Source organism: Clostridium sp. (assembly GCF_050717545.1).
In the GTDB taxonomy this organism is placed as follows: domain Bacteria; phylum Bacillota; class Clostridia; order Clostridiales; family Clostridiaceae; genus Clostridium_AD.
Genome location: NZ_JBOITN010000035.1, coordinates 82815 through 100685, shown reverse-complemented (window position 1 = coordinate 100685; position 17871 = coordinate 82815). Strand labels below are relative to the sequence as shown.

General features: G+C 32.0%; 14 protein-coding genes. 5 read left to right on the top strand and 9 right to left on the bottom strand.

Annotated features, from left to right (window positions below):
• Positions 1–76: 76 nt before the first annotated feature.
• From ACREVX_RS11945 to ACREVX_RS11935, 3 genes are read left to right on the top strand one after another with little or no spacing between them, the layout of a single operon-like run.
• The gene (locus tag ACREVX_RS11945) at positions 77–616 is read left to right on the top strand and encodes an NADH-quinone oxidoreductase subunit NuoE family protein (RefSeq protein ID WP_431544409.1); all 540 of its coding nucleotides are present in this window, start codon (positions 77–79) and stop codon (positions 614–616) included.
• 15 nt (positions 617–631) lie between these two features.
• The gene (locus ACREVX_RS11940; RefSeq protein ID WP_431544408.1) at positions 632–2527 is read left to right on the top strand and encodes an NADH-ubiquinone oxidoreductase-F iron-sulfur binding region domain-containing protein; all 1896 of its coding nucleotides are present in this window, start codon (positions 632–634) and stop codon (positions 2525–2527) included.
• Positions 2528–2550: 23 nt separating this feature from the next.
• Positions 2551–4296, top strand: coding sequence for an NADH-dependent [FeFe] hydrogenase, group A6 (locus ACREVX_RS11935; RefSeq protein ID WP_431544407.1), 1746 nt, complete (start codon positions 2551–2553; stop codon positions 4294–4296).
• 50 nt (positions 4297–4346) lie between these two features.
• Here the strand turns inward: ACREVX_RS11935 and ACREVX_RS11930 are convergent, their stop codons facing one another.
• Genes ACREVX_RS11930 through ACREVX_RS11920 form a run of 3 tightly spaced genes read right to left on the bottom strand, consistent with a single transcriptional unit; the run spans position 4347 to position 7486 of the window.
• Complete coding sequence (locus ACREVX_RS11930; protein ID WP_431544406.1) at positions 4347–5519, bottom strand: SpoIIE family protein phosphatase; 1173 nt, start codon at positions 5517–5519, stop codon at positions 4347–4349.
• Between the two features lies 1 nt (position 5520).
• Positions 5521–7239, bottom strand: coding sequence for a [Fe-Fe] hydrogenase large subunit C-terminal domain-containing protein (locus tag ACREVX_RS11925; protein ID WP_431544405.1), 1719 nt, complete (start codon positions 7237–7239; stop codon positions 5521–5523).
• On the bottom strand, positions 7232–7486 hold the full coding sequence (locus ACREVX_RS11920; RefSeq protein ID WP_431544404.1) for a (2Fe-2S) ferredoxin domain-containing protein: 255 nt from the start codon (positions 7484–7486) through the stop codon (positions 7232–7234). The genes ACREVX_RS11925 and ACREVX_RS11920 overlap by 8 nt, the downstream gene beginning before the upstream one ends.
• Before the next feature lie 203 nt (positions 7487–7689).
• Between ACREVX_RS11920 and ACREVX_RS11915 the strand changes: the two genes are divergently transcribed.
• The gene (locus ACREVX_RS11915; protein WP_431544403.1) at positions 7690–8481 is read left to right on the top strand and encodes a polysaccharide deacetylase family protein; all 792 of its coding nucleotides are present in this window, start codon (positions 7690–7692) and stop codon (positions 8479–8481) included.
• A 40-nt stretch (positions 8482–8521) separates the two neighbouring features.
• Here ACREVX_RS11915 and pssA read toward each other — a convergent pair whose 3' ends face one another.
• The 3 genes from pssA to ACREVX_RS11900 form a co-directional block, all read right to left on the bottom strand.
• Positions 8522–9040, bottom strand: coding sequence for a CDP-diacylglycerol--serine O-phosphatidyltransferase (pssA, locus tag ACREVX_RS11910; protein ID WP_431544402.1), 519 nt, complete (start codon positions 9038–9040; stop codon positions 8522–8524).
• Between the two features lie 230 nt (positions 9041–9270).
• The gene (locus ACREVX_RS11905) at positions 9271–10449 is read right to left on the bottom strand and encodes an acetyl-CoA C-acetyltransferase (protein WP_431544401.1); all 1179 of its coding nucleotides are present in this window, start codon (positions 10447–10449) and stop codon (positions 9271–9273) included.
• A gap of 401 nt (positions 10450–10850) precedes the next feature.
• The gene (locus ACREVX_RS11900; protein WP_431544400.1) at positions 10851–12197 is read right to left on the bottom strand and encodes a sigma-54 interaction domain-containing protein; all 1347 of its coding nucleotides are present in this window, start codon (positions 12195–12197) and stop codon (positions 10851–10853) included.
• A gap of 221 nt (positions 12198–12418) precedes the next feature.
• Here ACREVX_RS11900 and ACREVX_RS11895 point away from each other — a divergent pair, with 221 nt between their 5' ends.
• Complete coding sequence (locus ACREVX_RS11895; RefSeq protein ID WP_431544399.1) at positions 12419–12865, top strand: DUF2383 domain-containing protein; 447 nt, start codon at positions 12419–12421, stop codon at positions 12863–12865.
• A 207-nt stretch (positions 12866–13072) separates the two neighbouring features.
• Here the strand turns inward: ACREVX_RS11895 and ACREVX_RS11890 are convergent, their stop codons facing one another.
• The 3 genes from ACREVX_RS11890 to lacZ form a co-directional block, all read right to left on the bottom strand.
• Positions 13073–13270, bottom strand: a complete 198-nt coding sequence (locus tag ACREVX_RS11890; RefSeq protein ID WP_431544398.1) for a hypothetical protein — start codon at positions 13268–13270, stop codon at positions 13073–13075.
• Positions 13271–13480: 210 nt separating this feature from the next.
• Complete coding sequence (locus tag ACREVX_RS11885; protein WP_431544397.1) at positions 13481–14650, bottom strand: metallophosphoesterase; 1170 nt, start codon at positions 14648–14650, stop codon at positions 13481–13483.
• Between the two features lie 191 nt (positions 14651–14841).
• Entirely contained in the window at positions 14842–17871 is a 3030-nt protein-coding gene (gene lacZ, locus ACREVX_RS11880; RefSeq protein WP_431544396.1) for a beta-galactosidase, LacZ type, read from the bottom strand.

Genomic DNA, 17871 nt, shown 5'->3' with positions numbered 1-17871 from the left:
TTAACAATGTTAAGTTGTAAAATTTAATTTCAGTCCGTCGATAAGTAATTATTTATCCTAAAGGAGGTATATATTAGTGTGTTCTAATTGTTCAAATGACGAGAATTTTAAAATTTTAGAAAAGTATGTTAATGACCTTCCAAGTAAAGAAGGTGCTCTCATCGAAGTGCTTCACAAAGCACAAGGTTTATTTGGCTATTTGCCTCAAGAAGTACAAGCTTTTGTAGCAGAAAAATTAAATATCCCAGTTTCTAAAGTTTATGGTGTTGTTACTTTCTATTCTTACTTCACTATTAAACCAAGAGGCAAATATGTAGTAAATGTTTGCATGGGAACAGCTTGTTTTGTTCGTGGTTCTGGAGATGTACTTGAAAAATTCGAGAAAGTATTAAAGTTGAAAAATGGTGAAACTACTGTTGATGGTAAATTCACATTAGGCTCATTAAGGTGTGTTGGTGCTTGTGGTCTTGCACCAGTAGTAACTGTAAATGATAAAGTTTATGGACATGTTACAGTAGACCAAGTAGATAAAATACTAGCTGAGTACACTGTAAGTGAGTACACCAACGGTGAGTACACTGAAAGTGAGCATTCTGCACCAGAATATGTAGAGTAGGGAGGGGAAAATAAATTGATTAAAATTAATTCTTTTGATGAACTTAAAAGCATTCAAAATAAACACAATAAATTACTAAAACTTAGAAAAATAAACGAAGAACTTGAAAAAGCTTCCGAAGGCACAAGGTGTATAAGACATTTATCAGTTTGTGGTGGTACAGGCTGCATGTCAGCTGAAAGTAATGAAATATTATTAAATCTACAAAAAGAAATTGTAGCTGCAGGACTAGCTGATGAAGTAACTGCTGCTATAACTGGTTGTTTTGGCTTCTGTGAAAAGGGTCCAATAGTTAAGGTTTCTCCTGATAACGTATTTTATGTTACTGTTAAACCAACTGACGCTGCAGAAATAGTTAGCGAGCATTTATTAAAAGGAAAAATTATTGATAGACTTTTATTTGAAGAACCCAGTTCAAAAATAAAAATAAAAAAGCAGGAAAATATGCATTTCTATAAGAAGCAAGTAAGAATTGCACTTAGGAACTGTGGACTTATTAATCCTGAGGCCATAAATGAATATATAGCTGAAGATGGTTACTTAGCATTAGGTAAAGTAATTACCGAAATGTCTCAAGATGATATTATAAAATTAATGATTGATTCAGGTTTAAGAGGAAGGGGCGGCGGAGGCTTCCCAACAGGCAAAAAATGGGCTTTTGCAAAAATGTATGATGCAGACCAAAAATACATAATTTGCAATGCTGATGAAGGAGATCCAGGTGCTTTCATGGATCGTTCTATTCTTGAAGGTGACCCTCACAGTGTTTTAGAAGCTATGGCAATAGCTGGTTATAGTATTGGTGCTTCAATAGGTAATATTTATATTAGAGCAGAGTATCCTCTTGCTATTAGTAGATTAAGAACAGCTATAGGTCAAGCTCGCGAATGTGGCCTTCTTGGAGAAAATATTTTAGGAACTAATTTTAGCTTTGATATAGAAATTAAATACGGCGCCGGTGCTTTCGTATGTGGAGAAGAAACTGCGTTAATTCAGTCTATTGAAGGTTCACGTGGAGAACCAACTAATAAACCACCATTCCCAGCCCAAAGCGGATTATGGAATAAACCAACTTGTGTTAACAATGTTGAAACTCTTGCAAACATTCCAGCCATCATTAACAAAGGCGCTGCTTGGTTTAGCTCCATAGGGACTGCAACATCAAAAGGAACAAAAGTTTTCGCGCTTGCAGGTAAGATCAATAACGTTGGACTTGTAGAAGTTCCAATGGGAACCTCGCTTCGAGAAATCATATATGACATCGGTGGCGGAATTAAAAACGGACGTGAATTTAAATCTGTTCAAACAGGTGGTCCATCTGGTGGATGTATTACAGCAGAATTTTTAGATACACCAATTGATTATGAATCACTTGGTGCTATAGGATCTATGATGGGTTCTGGTGGTATGATTGTTATGGATGAAGATAACTGCATGGTTAATATAGCTAAATTCTACTTAGAGTTCATTGTAGAAGAATCTTGTGGTAAGTGTTCTCCTTGTAGAATTGGAAATAAACGTCTTCTTGAAATACTCGAAAAAATTACAAACGGAAAAGGAACAGAAGAAGACCTAGAGAAACTAAGTTCACTTGCAGAAACAATTAAGGATACTGCGTTATGTGGACTGGGACAAACTTCTTCAAATCCAGTATTAAGCACTCTAAAATACTTTAAAAGCGAATACGAAGCTCACGTATATGAAAAAACCTGCCCTGCAGGAGTATGTAAACATTTATTAAGATACAATATCACGGATAAATGTATCGGTTGTACAAAATGTGCAAAGATATGTCCTGTTAAATGTATCAGCGGTAAAGTTAAAACATTACATGTTATTGATCAAGATAAATGTATTAAGTGTGGTGCTTGTCAAACCGCGTGTCCTGTTAATGCAATTATCAAAAAATAAAATTTAAGAAAGAGGTGCACGCTGTGAGTTTAATTGCTCTTACTATAAATGATAAAAAAGTCTATGTAGACGAAGGCTCAACTATTCTAGATGCCGCTAAAAGATTAAATATAAAAATTCCTACATTATGTCACTTAAATATGCATGATGGAAAAACTACAAATCATCCAGGTTCTTGTCGTGTGTGTGTGGTTGAAGTTGAAGGTAGACGTAACTTAGCACCTTCATGCTGTACTCCTGCTACAAATGGAATGGTTGTAAAAACAAATTCAATCAGGGCTATTAAGGCGCGTAGAACTGTACTTGAATTAATTCTATCTGACCATCCACAAGACTGCCTATTATGCGAAAAAAATACTGCTTGTGAATTACAAAAATTAGCTGCAGAACTAGGTATTCGTGAAATTCACTATAAAGGTGAGATGTCCACTTACCCAATTGACCATTCAAGTAGTTCTATTGTTAGAAATTTAGATAAATGTATATTATGCAGACGTTGTGAAACAGTTTGTAATGAAATTCAAACTGTTGGCGCTATATCTGCTGTAGGCAGAGGCTTTGAAACTGTTGTGTCCACTGCTTTTTCCTTGCCGATAGGAGAAACCACTTGTACTTTCTGTGGAAAGTGTGTTTCAGTATGCCCTACTGGTGCATTAACAGAAGTTAATAATACTTCTAAAGTTTGGAATGCTTTAGGCCAAACAGAAAAAGTTGTTGTTGTTCAAACTGCTCCTGCAGTTAGAGCAGCCCTGGGCGAAGAATTTGGACTTGAACATGGCACTTCTGTTACTGGTAAAATGGTTGCTGCATTAAAAGCTTTAGGCTTTACTAAAGTATTTGATACTGATTTTGCAGCTGACTTAACAATAATGGAAGAAGCTAGCGAATTTGCTCATAGATTACAGCATGGTGGAAAACTTCCAATGCTTACAAGCTGTTGTCCTGCTTGGGTTAATTTCTTTGAACATCAATTTAGTGATTTATTAGATATTCCATCTACTTGTAAATCACCACAACAAATGTGGGGTGCTGTTGCTAAAACATATCTTGCCGGAAAAATGAATATAGAAGCAAAAGACATGATAGTTGTATCTGTAATGCCTTGTCTTGCAAAGAAATATGAAGCTACTAGACCTGAGATGTCTACAAATGGAGTACCTGATGTTGATATCGTAATAAGTACAAGAGAACTAGCTAAAATGATAAAAGAGGCTGGAATTAACTTTAATTCATTACCAGAAGAAGATTTCGATAATCCACTTGGGGAATCTACTGGTGCTGGAGTTTTATTCGGTACATCCGGCGGAGTTATGGAAGCTGCACTACGTACTGCTTATGAGTGGTTAACAAATGAAACACTTGAAAATGTAGATTTTGAAGTAGTAAGAGGTATGGAAGGCATAAAAGAAGCTTCTGTTAAAATTAACGACATCGATGTTAAAGTTGCTATAGCTAGTGGACTTGGAAATGCTCGTAAATTATTAGAAGCTATTCGTGCAGGCGAAGCTGACTATCACTTAATTGAAATCATGGCTTGTCCTGGTGGATGTATTAATGGTGGTGGACAACCATATTCAACTGGTTATGAAGATATATTAGAAAAGAGAATGTCTGTTTTATATAATGAAGATAAAAACAAAACTATAAGAAAATCTCATGATAATCCATACATTAAAAAAATATATGAAGAATTCCTTGGAGAGCCATATGGCGAAAAAGCTCATGAGCTTCTTCATACACATTACGTTTCACGTAATAACATTACGTAAAATGTTAATAAGAGTAAATAAAAAAACAGCAGATATTTCTGCTGTTTTTTTTATATATAATTAATATTAACGTGCTTTCCTAATTTTTTCATATATTCTACTAATTGATCCACAAGCTTTAGCTTAGCACTTAAATCTATTGGAAAATCAGGATTTTGATGCGCTGGATTTACAGCCTCCCCTACCCATAAATTAAAATGAGTGCAATCTTCTATTAGCATTTTTACAATTCTACTAGCTCCATCTTTACCTTCTAAATCACAGAAATTATCCTCATGCCCAAAACTCTCTTCATAATTACTCAACTTTTCTATAACCTTACTTAAAGTTAAGACTCCTTCAGTTATTAATTCTATTCCGTCCATAGTTGCTGTAGGCGGTAGATCTTTATCAAAAAAGTCTAATTCTACTTTAAGCTTGCGGCCTAGTTCTCTGCTTGCTATGTTAGAAGTGGTCCCACCGCATAGTATCTTTTTCCCAGGTCCACTCATGAATTCTTTAATAACACAACTATCATTTCGCTCATCCTTTGGTGGCCCAGTAAATAAATCAATAACTTCTGGTTTTCGAGCTTTTACACATACAACAGTAGTATCATCTCCTGGTTTTCCTCCATATAAATCCCAACATACCTGAATTAGGTCCTTTGTCATGTTTTTTGAACTTCGTCTACACTTTGTATTACGAATCAAGTAATTTTCTACATTATCCCAGCTCCAACCTAAATTTAATATATTCCCAATGCCTGCATGAATGCATCCATCACTCACTACTGTAAGCACATCATTATCTTGCATTTTAAATTCACTTTCAACTACTTTTTTCCCATTAATAATAGTTTCTTTTTTCACAATTTGAATACCCTTATTATTTCTTATTAAAAAGAAAGGTGGATTATCATATTCTGCTATATATGTCCTTCCATCATTATATATTTTAATAAGCGTAAAAGTACAATAGGCAATATTCCTAACCTTACACACTGGCAACGTATTTACAATAGTATCTACGGTCTCATAGATGTCTGCTCCTTCTTTAAGCATAGTACTTGCAATTTTGGATGTTAGAGAAGCTAGTATATTGGCTTTGACTCCACTTCCCAATCCATCTGCCATGACAATTATAGTGCTATCTTCAAGTCTTATTATTTCTACTCTATCACCGCAGAGTTCCTCATCTTTTTTTATCAAACTATTATATGCTACATCAATAAACAAATCCATTTTACTCACCATCTTCTCCTGCCACTATTTTTTTTAACTTAGTTAAAATAATTTTTGTTTCTGCAGTTGTTTCTCCAAGTAGACTTGCTATTTCTTGAGCAACTCTCATTTGCTTATCAATAACCTCTTGAGCAGCATCTAGAGTATTTTCTTTAACCTTCTTTAATTCTTTTTTATTTTTCTCTTCCGCCATAATATTAATCATACTTACAAGTACCATGTCTTGTTTAGAAAGATATACAATATTCGCTATAAACATTACTCCATACTTTAGATAATCAACTTTTTTCCCTATTATACTTATTCCAGTTTCTCTTACCTTTTTAAAATTCTCATCATCAATAATTACAGATATAGGTTTACCTATAATATTTTCAGCTTGTATTTTAAATATAGCCTTAGCCGCTGGATTTATCTCTCTTACATTCATTTCTCCATCAAGTAGAATTAGAATACTAGCAGTATTTTCCACAATTTCATTAGAAAGACTTTCTGCTTTAGTTCTCATATAATGAAGGCACATATTTGTTTCCGCCATACCTTCAAATATAGCTTGAGCCTTTATTCTGCATGTGTCATATCCGCACACACCACAATTTAGTTCATCTTTAAGTTCATGTTTCCCCATTGTTTTCATAATAGTTATGATTTCTTCTTCTGTAGCTATAACTCTTTTAATAGGTTTTTCAGTAAATCCCCTATAGAAACTCATATCCCCAGGGATCTCTATATATCTTGGATTATTATAATTTTTACGACTACTTATGTAATTTTTCACTTTATTTAATTTAGCATAGTAATTTTCACCATTTTTAACCATAACTGGTCCACCAATACAACTCCCCTTGCAGGCACTGACTTCAATAAAAATGTCTTTTAAATCACCATTCTTAACGCTATTAAACACTTCTATACACTCTTCCATACCACTTACAGTAATAACATTAAGCTTACTTTCTTTTAATCTATCCCGCATTGCCTCTATAATACCTCCCCCCATAGGGAATCCTTGACCTTTACTATAAGGAGATGTATTAAAGTCTTCTTCCTCAAGATCCTCCATTTTTATACCACATTCAAGAATCCAAGAATCCACCTCATCGAAAGTTAATACAGCATTAATTATATTTTCTTGTAAACAACTATCAAACTCAGATTTTTTTGAAAGACATGGGCCTATAAATACAACAAAACTGTCTTCACCAAATTTATTTTTTAGTAACTTACCATGAGCTATCATTGGAGATGCGCTAGGAATTAAATATTGTATAATTTCTTTATAATATTTTTCTGCTAAATAATTAGTTGATGGACATGCTGTAGTTATATAAACATCTTGCTTATTATCTCTTATGTAATCATTATATAATTCACATACTACTTCTGCCCCTACTGCAGTTTCTTCTATTATATTAAATCCTAACTTCTTTAAAGCAGCAACAACTCTACTTGCCTGCACATCAAAAAAACCAGCGAAAGAAGGTGCTAAACTTACTATGACTTTTCTTCCTGAATATATTGCCAATTTAACTATATCCACATCACTTTTTATCTCTCTAGCATTTTGCGGACATACCGTTAGACAATGTCCACATTCTATACATCTTTCTTCATCTATTGTAGCTTGCCCATTCTCGAATTTTATTGCCTTTACAGGACATGATCGAAGACACTTGTAACAATTTGTACAATTTGCTTTAGAAAAATTTATATTACTCATATTGCATACCTCTCATAATAGTTTCGTTAAAAAATGTTTGTACATTATTCTCATTTAATGAAAAAAAATCTTTATCATCCACAGTTACTGAAACTCCCTCAGTGCATCTACCAATACAAAATGCCCCTTTAAGTTCTACCATATCTGATACTTTATTTTTTGCAATTAACTTTTGTAATTCCTCTATCACTTTAGAAGATCCTTTTAAATGACAGGCACTGCCAACGCAAACACTAATTGTTATCATACTATCATCCCTTCAATTAAGTTTCACTTATATTCGTTTTATAATCTACTTCATGTTTTCTATTCATACTTAATTTTACACTAACTACTATAAAATTAATACAGAATTTTAATTTTTTTATTTAATAAAATTGTAACCTCACTGCTTTAATTAGTTTTTTCTGGGTACACTAACTACAACAAAAACTAAAGGTGAGTGATACTATGAATTTTAGAAAAACAAATGTTGTATTTATTTTTGCTTGTACTATTATTTGTTTTTTACTGACTATCAGTTCCCATATAAATATTAATCGCTTTTGTGCAGAGACATTTATACCTCTGACTATTTCGCTAAAAGATGCCCGTGAAATTAAGGCTCCTAAATTTGCTTATTTAACCTTTGATGATGGCCCTACACACGTAGTTACTGATTCCTTACTGGATACATTAAAAAAATGGAATATAAAGGCTACTTTTTTCGTTGTAGGAAAAGAAATAGAAGGTAGAGAAACTATTCTTAAGAGAATCTACACCGAAGGTCATAGCATAGGTCTTCATACCTACAGCCATAATTTCAAAAAAATATATAGAAGCCCGGAAAAATTTATTGACGAAATGAAAAAAACATCCGCTAAAGTTGAAGAAGTTACTGGTTTTGCACCTAAAGTTATCAGATTCCCAGGTGGTAGTTCCAAACGCTTAACCACCTTTACTTTAAATAATATTCATAAAAATAACTATAAGGTGTATGATTGGAATGTTGATATATGTGATGGTATTGACCCTAATTTAAGTGTCTCAGAACTTATTAAAAATTCACAAACCATTAAAGGAAACAAAAATGAGGCAATAATACTTATGCACTGTAATTCTAATAACAAAAATACTGTAAAGGCACTGCCAGGTATCATAAAATATTATCTTAATTTAGGTTATGAATTTAAACCTATTACTGAGAATACCCCTGAATATTATTATAAATTCAAAAATCAAAAAAACCTCACTACAAAGTGAGGTTTTACTTATAATTGCGTTTTAATTATTTTTATTATAATTATTGTTTTTTAAATCTTAATTTACTTATCATTAAATAAGATAATACAACCATTAGAAATATTGTAGGCCCTAAATTTGAAGCCTTATTAAACATGAATAAAGCATACACTGCTAAAAATGTTCCTGTAATGGTAATAGGAATTCCTGAAAAAACTCCATCAAAATCTGTAATATTATATTTTGCTAGTCTATATGCTCCTGCTACCGGGAAAACCAAAACCATTAAATAACCAATATATCCAAGTCCCGCAAAGTTATAAATATTAAATATCAATATGGAAGGTGCAACGCCGAAAGATACTAAATCACATAATAAATCTAGTTCTTTTCCTAAATCATTTTCTACATTCAAAAATCTAGCTATCTTGCCATCATATCTATCAAATATTCCTGCCAAAAGAATAAATATTGCTGCTAATTTATAATTTTCATCAAAACTCATAAGTATAGACATAATTCCACAAGACATATTGCTTAATGTAAAAATGTTTGGTACAGCATTTTTTATTTTAACCATCTATATCACTCCTATCCTAATAATTATACCATAACACTAGAGGTTATTCTTTGGTAATGTGCAACATTATTATTAAATCCACCTTAAATTTTTCTCATCCTAGTTTATATCTAACCTTTAAAGTTTATTCTTATTTAATTAATATTACAATAGTTAATAAATAATTACATAATTCTGTAGAAAATAAAAAAAACCAGCATTTGCTGGTTTTTTAAAATTATGTTCAACAATTATCTTTGAACGATAATTGCAGTTCCTTGACCGCCACCTATACATAATGTAGCAAGTCCTGTTTTAGAATCTCTTTTAATCATTTCATATATTAATGTGATAAGTATTCTACCACCTGAACATCCTACTGGATGGCCAAGAGCTAAAGCTCCACCATTAACATTTACTATTTCTGGATTAAGTCCTAAATCTCTAGCTACTGCTAATGATTGAGAAGCAAATGCTTCATTAGCTTCTATTAAGTCTAAATCAGCTACAGTAAGTCCTGCTTTTTCTAATGCTTTCTTAGATGATGGAACTGGTCCATATCCCATTATTTTTGGATCTACTCCTGCTGATGCATAAGATTTAATTGTAACTAGTGGTTTAAGTCCTAGTTGGTCTGCTTTAGCTCTTGACATTACTACGAACATAACTGCGCCATCATTTATTCCTGATGCATTAGCTGCAGTTACTGTACCACCTTTTTTAAATGCTGGTTTTAATTTACCTATTTTTTCTATAGTTGAACCAAATTTTGGGAATTCATCTGTATCAAATATTATTGGATCACCTTTTCTTTGTGGGATTTCCACTGGAACGATCTCATCTTTAAATTTGCCGCCTTTTATAGCTGCTTCAGCTTTTAGTTGACTTTTCAAAGCAAATTGATCTTGATCTTCTCTTGTTATGTTCCACTGTGCTGCAATATTTTCTGCTGTTACTCCCATATGATAGTCATTAAATGCATCCCATAAAGAATCTTTGATCATAGTATCAACTACTTTACCGTCTCCCATTCTTGCACCCCATCTATTGTTTGGAAGTGCATATGGAGCATTGCTCATGCTTTCAGTTCCACCTGCTAAAACTACTTCTGCATCTCCACACATTATAATCTGTGCAGCCATGCTTACAGCTCTAAGTCCTGAACCACAAACCTTATTTATTGTAAGTGCTGAAGATGAAATATCTAATCCTGCATTTAAAGCTATTTGCCTAGCAACATTTTGTCCAAGTCCAGCTTGAATTACGTTACCTATAATAGCTTCTTCTACTAATTCTGGTTTAACTCCTGATCTTTTTATAGCTTCCTTAGCTGCAACCGTTCCCATTTCTACTGCTGAAAGTTTTGATAATCCTCCACCAAAAGATCCTATTGCTGTTCTTGCTGCTCCTACTATTACTACTTCTCTCATGTTATAACCCTCCATTAATTTTATTTATAATGATATTTTACCACATAATAAGGATTTATCCTCTACATTAAAAAACTTTCCTATGTATATATATTATAAGCATATTTCGTGCCAACTATTCAAAATATTATAAAGCTAACTATACCAACCCCTTTAGATAGAGCGAAACTGTTTATGATTATATATGTAAACTTAGTTAACACTAATAGTTCTATACACTTTTTTAACGTAAGCTTGTTAATATTATATCTTATTTGTTAAAAAAATAACTAAAAGTGCTTTCAACACCTTCCAATACATTGGTATGACCAGTTGTTTAATTTTACCTATAATTTTCAATTAAAATACCAGAACTACTATTTATATTAAAAACCCTTGCGTAAACAAAGTTTACATGTTTACTATTGTGTACCGGTTGATTTCATTAGATTATACCGATTTAATTTCTTATATAATCCTGCTCTGCTAAGTCCCAATATTTTTGCAGTTTCTTTTTTATTTCCACCTGTTTTTTCAATGCATTCCATAATAAGGTCTTTTTCAACATTTTCAACAACATCTTTTAAATAATTATTTTCTAATGAATATTTTTTTATTACATTTTTTGTAATCTTTTCTGGTAAATGTTTTGGCATTATAAAAAGTTCTTCATCAAGCAAATTTATAGCTCTTTCTAATACATTTTCTAGTTGTCTTATGTTTCCCGGCCAACTATAAGACTTTAAATAATCAATAGCATCTCTCGAGATACCTTCTGAGTAAATACCATTTTTTTTACATATTTTTATCCGCAGACCATTAGAAAGTTCCTCAATATCTTCTATTCTCTCTCTTAATGCTGGCACTTTTAAATGCATAACATCCAACCTATAATACAGATCTTCTCTAAATTTTCCATCGTTTATTAACTTCTCAAGCGACTTATTTGTGGAAGCTATAACTCTTATATCAACTTTTATAGCGTCATTCCCACCAACCCTCACTAACTCTTTTTCTTGAATAATCCTTAAGAGTTTAACTTGCATATTCATAGGCATATCCCCAATTTCATCAAGCAAAATGGTGCCTCCATTTGCATGTTCAAATTTACCTATCTTGCCTGATCTTTTAGCTCCAGTAAATGCACCTTCTTCATAGCCAAACATTTCCGATTCAAAAAGCTCTGCAGGTATAGCTCCACAATTAATTTTTACAAATGGTTTTAAACATCGTCTACTTGCATTGTGAATTGAATGAGCAAAAAGTTCTTTACCAGTCCCACTTTCTCCAGTAATTAATACGTTTGATTCTATCTTAGCTACTCTTTTTGCAAAATCCATTACCTTACGGCTTTTATCGCTGGCGCCTAAAATATTTTTAAAAGTATATATTACTTTTTTATCTTTACCTGAATTATTTTCAAAAACATCATTTTGTGAATTTGTTATAAAATTACTTCCCATTTTCTCACTAAATATTTGTATGCCACCTATTACTTCACCATTTTGAATTATTGGTTTACGAGTTACAACAAATTTGCCTTCTTTTTTATTAAATTGTGTTTGGCAATTATTCATAACACTTAATAATTCACCATATGGGAATATATTTAAAATATACTTTCCTAAGCTACTTTCTGCATTTACCTTTAACATTTTTTCTGCAGCATTATTAATTATTTTTATGGTGCCTTCTTTATCTATAACAATAACACCTTCATTTATAGAGTTTATAACTTGATTATAATAATAAGAATTAATTGTACCCATAAGTCACCTTCCTTTGAGCTCTAATTCAATTATAAAGTTCATAGTTATTTTTATCAAGATATTTAATTAATGAGTTAATTCATTTTTGCTGTAAAATTGATGTTATTCATCATAATTTAATTACATATAAGATACTTAGCTTAAAAAGTCTACTTGTTTTCAATTTGGTTTTGATAAAAACAAACCATTTGGGCAACATAAATATTAGAGGAGTTGATAATATGAATAGTGAAGACATTAAAAATTTAAATTCCATTCTTGAAGGTGAATATATTGCTATTAAAAGTTTCGCTGCATTAATAATGCATGCCGATGATGTTAATGCTAAAAATGAACTCAAGAAAATACAAGAAACTCATAAGCAACATGCATCACAACTTTCTACTAAGATACAAGAACTTGGAGGCAATCCACACCGTGGCATAGGTATTGATGGAATGGTGTCTGAGACTATATCAAATATAAAACACATTGGCACCACAGATAACGTCAGCTACCTTAGAGAGGCACTAAAAGAAGAGCATATAGGAACTAAAGCAGTTAATGAAATGTTAACTAGTAATACAGATTTTAGTAGTGACCAACTCCTTAATGAAATAATAAGTCATCACCAAACTAATATTAATTCACTAAACAATCTTATAAATACCTATGGTAATGCCCAATAATATTCTAATTACAATTAAATCATCTCCTGCGGAGCTGAAATATTAATTTGTTGCTTTTGCATTTTCAGTAATTTAGGTTTGGTCTTTGGAATTTATCCTGTAGATAAAGCATCAAAATTGAATCCAATAGATGCATTAAGATACGAATAATATTCAACAAAAAAGCTCTGAATAATCAGAGCTTTTTAACAAATTCATGATTATATTTTATATTTGATAAAATGTAGGTATAAACAGTATGGCAGTTAAAATGATACATATTCCTGTAACACTGGTAGCTCCTAGAATATATTTAATACCTTTTTTATTGTATTCATCCTTTTTGATATACTTTATTCCGTTAACCCAAAAACATAATGCTATTATTGTTACTATAATCACCATTACAAACAATATTTTAATCATCTTAACCTCCAAAATTATGTATTAACTATTTATAACTATATTAATTTCTTATATTTCTATTTTAAATTATATCTCTCTACTTTCTCTAAACAAAGTATAAACAAAGTATAAACTTATTTTTATACTACACTTTAATATAAAATAAGAAGCTGTTATATTACTTAACCTAAGCAATATAACAACTTCTTCTACACTCTAAATAAGTATTTATTATTTAAATTTTAGATTTATTTCAACAATTTCCGAGCGGCTACCTATTCTAATTGGTGGCCCCCAAGTTCCATAACCTGAAGATACAATAAATTGAGAATTATTCTTTTTTAGATAACCATAGTCGATTTCAAAAATTCTATTAGTTATAATGTTTGCAGGAAATATCTGGCCTCTATGAGTGTGACCCGATAGTTGTAAATCAATACCTTGCTTTTCAGGTTCACTTAAATTACCTGGCTGATGATCCATAAGCAAAAATGGTTTAGATTTATCTAAGTCTTCTATTAAAGATGACAAATCCTTTCTTTTAATTTTTGCTGCCCGCTCTAGAGATGAATCTTCCCTCCCTATAACATAAAAGCTATTATCAATTAAAACTGAATTATCCCTTACCACAGTTATGCCTGCATTTTCAAAACTCCTAACCACATCATCTACTTTACTTCCCATACCATCATGATTACCAAGGCTTGCAAATACTCCATACTTGCTTTTAATTCTTTTAAAGTTATCGGCCATATTTTCTTTTACAAAAGGATCAATACTGCTATCAATTATATCTCCTGGTACTAAAACAATATCAGGTTTTAAATCATTGATTTCATCTACCATACCTGTAAGTCTATCATTATCCACCATAATCCCAAGATGAATGTCTGAGACCATAATAACCTTAAGGGCCTTTAGACTCCCAGAAGTTTTATTAACATTTAAATCATATTTTGTTACCTTGACCGTGCGAGCACTCCAAGTACCATATATCATTACCCCAATTATAAAAGTAGTTACTACTCCCATTACTATTAATGAAATATTAGCACTACCAAATAGACCTCTTGGAATAATTACAATTTTCCTGTTTAGAACTCTTATTAAATCTACGATTGGCAATATTATAATAAGATAAAACATTATTGCCATCCAATATGATCCTATAATATTTAATTTAGTTGATATTAAAGTTGGCATGAAAGAAGGTATCAGTGTAGTTACAATATATGAGGCTGCTATTATTGAAAAGATTACCCAATATACCTTAGAATTTAAAAAAGTAATATGGCTCAATAAGTTCTGCCAAATCCTTAGGCCAATATAATAATTTATGCTTCCATACAAGCAAATAAATAAAATAATAACCAGTATCATTAACCCATTCATCTTACTCATTATTTTTCTCCTTCTAACTCAAATTATAATCTTATCATTAAAATCTCAATATAAATTTTCTCACTAAATAATTCTATCCTAATTTTAACATATATTCAACAAAATTTATTATTTTGATTCTAAAAATTAAAAAAACAATATGCAAAAGTGGTATGTATATTCTACATACCACTTTTGCATATTGTCCACATTTACTCTTCTATGCATCTTCTCATTACAAATTCAAAGTGAATATCTTTTGAGGAATCTATAAGATACTCTGGATGTACTGGTGCTCCCCAGCTATCATCCCCGCCTACTCCCATTTGCTTTGCTGCAATGGTTACTACCGTATAATTTACTTTTGGTAGTTCATTGTGATGCAATGCATTTTGAAGTTCAAATGCTGTATATGGAGATACTCCCAGTTCAAAAGGCATGCTACTGGCATCAAACTCAATACCAAGTCCACTCTTGTCTTTTATCTTTGCCCAGCGAGTTCCAGTATGGTTTCCACTTTCCTGAGGCACAATGTATCCTGAAACATTTTGAGTTACAGATTTCTCAAAAATCCCCAGGGATGCTCCATGAAGTCTATCTATATAATTTTCTTCTGGTCCTAGGCCATACCACTTAAAAGTATCATAATCTGATGGTAACTTAAATGCCATCCCGAACATAGGAAGCTCTGGCAGGCCGTTAACTCCTTTATAATCACAACTTACTTTAATTTCACCATTCGAATATACAGTATATGCTACCTTTACTTCACCCTGATTTGTCGCACTCAACGCATATGTATATGCAACTGTAATGCTGCACTCATCTTCAATTACCTGGACATCGATGAAGCGTTGGAACATACTTGCGGTAAGCCATTGTCCACACCTAAACCCATGACTCGTCCCCTTGTCATTATCAGTCATAGCCCTCCAATAAATAGGCATAGGGGTACGGGTTATCATTTCTTTACCATCGTATCTAAGAGATACCATCCCGCCTTCTTGTTTTGAAAATAAGACACTGAAATTATCGTTTTTAACTCCAATGTTTATATCTCCATGAATAACTTGAGGTTTAAATAATTTTTCAAGGACCTTTTCTCCCTCTATCTCAAAGGCACACTGGTCATATGCTACCACATGCCCTGCATCTGCCCAAGTAGTGTTATTTTTAAGTTTAAATGACGTATTTAATGAATATTCTCCTAAGATACTTTCGCTCGGAAGTTTAAGGCTTACATATTTTTCTTCACCAGCTTTAACGTTAACTATTAGAGAATCTTTATAAATTTCTTTTCCATTAAAATCTAAGGAATACTCTAACACATAATCAGAAGTATCAACAAACACGTTTTCATTTTTAACATTAACTCCATTTTTATCTGTAATTAATTTTAAATTTTGATAAAGTTTCTTTACTTCTTGTGCTTTGGGAGATGGTTTTCTATCTGCATAAACTATTCCATTTCCACAGAAGTTGTAATCTGTTGGTCTATCATCAAAATCCCCTCCATAGGCCAAAACTTCCTCATTAAATCTATCTTTTTTAATTAAAAACTGGTCTATGTAGTCCCAAATAAATCCACCTTGATAAAGCTCATACTTACTTTCTAGCTCCACGTATTTGTGCATTGCTCCACATGAGTTTCCCATGGCATGCATGTATTCACAGCTTATATATGGTTTTTCTGGAGCATTGTTTAAATACTCTTCAATTTCAAAAACCTTAGCATACATTCTGCTTTCCATATCACTAGTTTCATTAAAGCTCCTATCTTGGAATACACCTTCATAATGAACTAATCTTGAAGGATCTTTTTGCCTAAAATACTCAGACATCTTGTATATATTTTCTCCACCAAAGGATTCATTTCCACAAGACCATATTAAAATGGATGGGTGATTCTTATCCCTTTCCACCATGGAAATTGCCCTATCAATTACTATGTCTAACCACTCTTTCTTACTACCAGGAATAACCCAATCCGGTTTAATTTTACCCAGCTTTTGCCAAGATCCATGGGTTTCTAAATTAGTTTCATCTATTAAATATATACCATATTCATCGCAAAGATCATACCAATAACTTTGATTTGGATAGTGAGATGTTCTCACCGCATTTATATTGTTTTGTTTTAAGAATTTTATATCCCACAACATATCCTCTCTAGTTATAGCTCTACCTGACCTAGCGTTAAATTCATGACGATTTATACCCTTAAAAACTATACGTTTACCATTTATATGCATAACCTTATTTATCATTTCAAAGCTTCTAAAACCAACCTTTTGTAAAATAACTTCTACCACTTTCCCATCAATACTTCGAATGGAAACTAGTAGTGTATAAAGATTAGGATCTTCAGCACTCCAAAGCTCTACATTATTAACATTTAACTCTAAAGACATGTTACTTTCTAAAGACGTTCCTATACTTTTATAAATGCCTATACCATTTTTATCAATGAGTTCTAAATCTATAGTAGAATTTATTTCTCCATTTACTTTTAAATCCAACCTTAAAACTGCATTTTTATAAGCCTTATCTAGATCTGTTTTCACAAATAAATCTTGGATATGAGTTTTTGGAATAGAATATAAATATACATCCCTGAATATTCCCGAAAAACGCCAAAAATCCTGATCTTCTAGCCAGCTTCCTGTGGACCTTTTATATACCTCCACTGCCAGCTTATTTTCCCCTTCTTTAATATAACTAGTTAAATCAAACTCTGCTGGAGTAAAACTATCCTCACTATATCCTATAAATTCTCCATTTAACCAAAGATAAAAAGCATTTTCCACACCTTGAAAGGAAATATATACAGGTCCTTCTTTAATATTCTCATTATTATTAAAATACTTTACATAACTTCCAACAGGATTATATTCCTCTGATATCTCTGGTGGTTTTATTTCACTATGCCCATCAAAGGGGTACATTGTATTTATATATTGAGGTTTATCATAACCTTGAAGCTGTATATGTGCAGGAACTTTTATATCCTTAAAACAATGGCAATCAAATTCAGATTTATAAAATTCTTTAACTCTAGAACTTGGATTTATTGCAAAACTAAACTTCCAATTTCCATTTAAACTTTGTCTAAAGCTCATTTTTCCCGTGGATGCCTCTTCTTTTGACCTATAATACATATGATCTGAGTGAGCTTTAATTCTGTTAACGGCAAAAATTGAAGTATCCGAAAGCCAATCTAAACTTGGAGTTTTATGATTCAT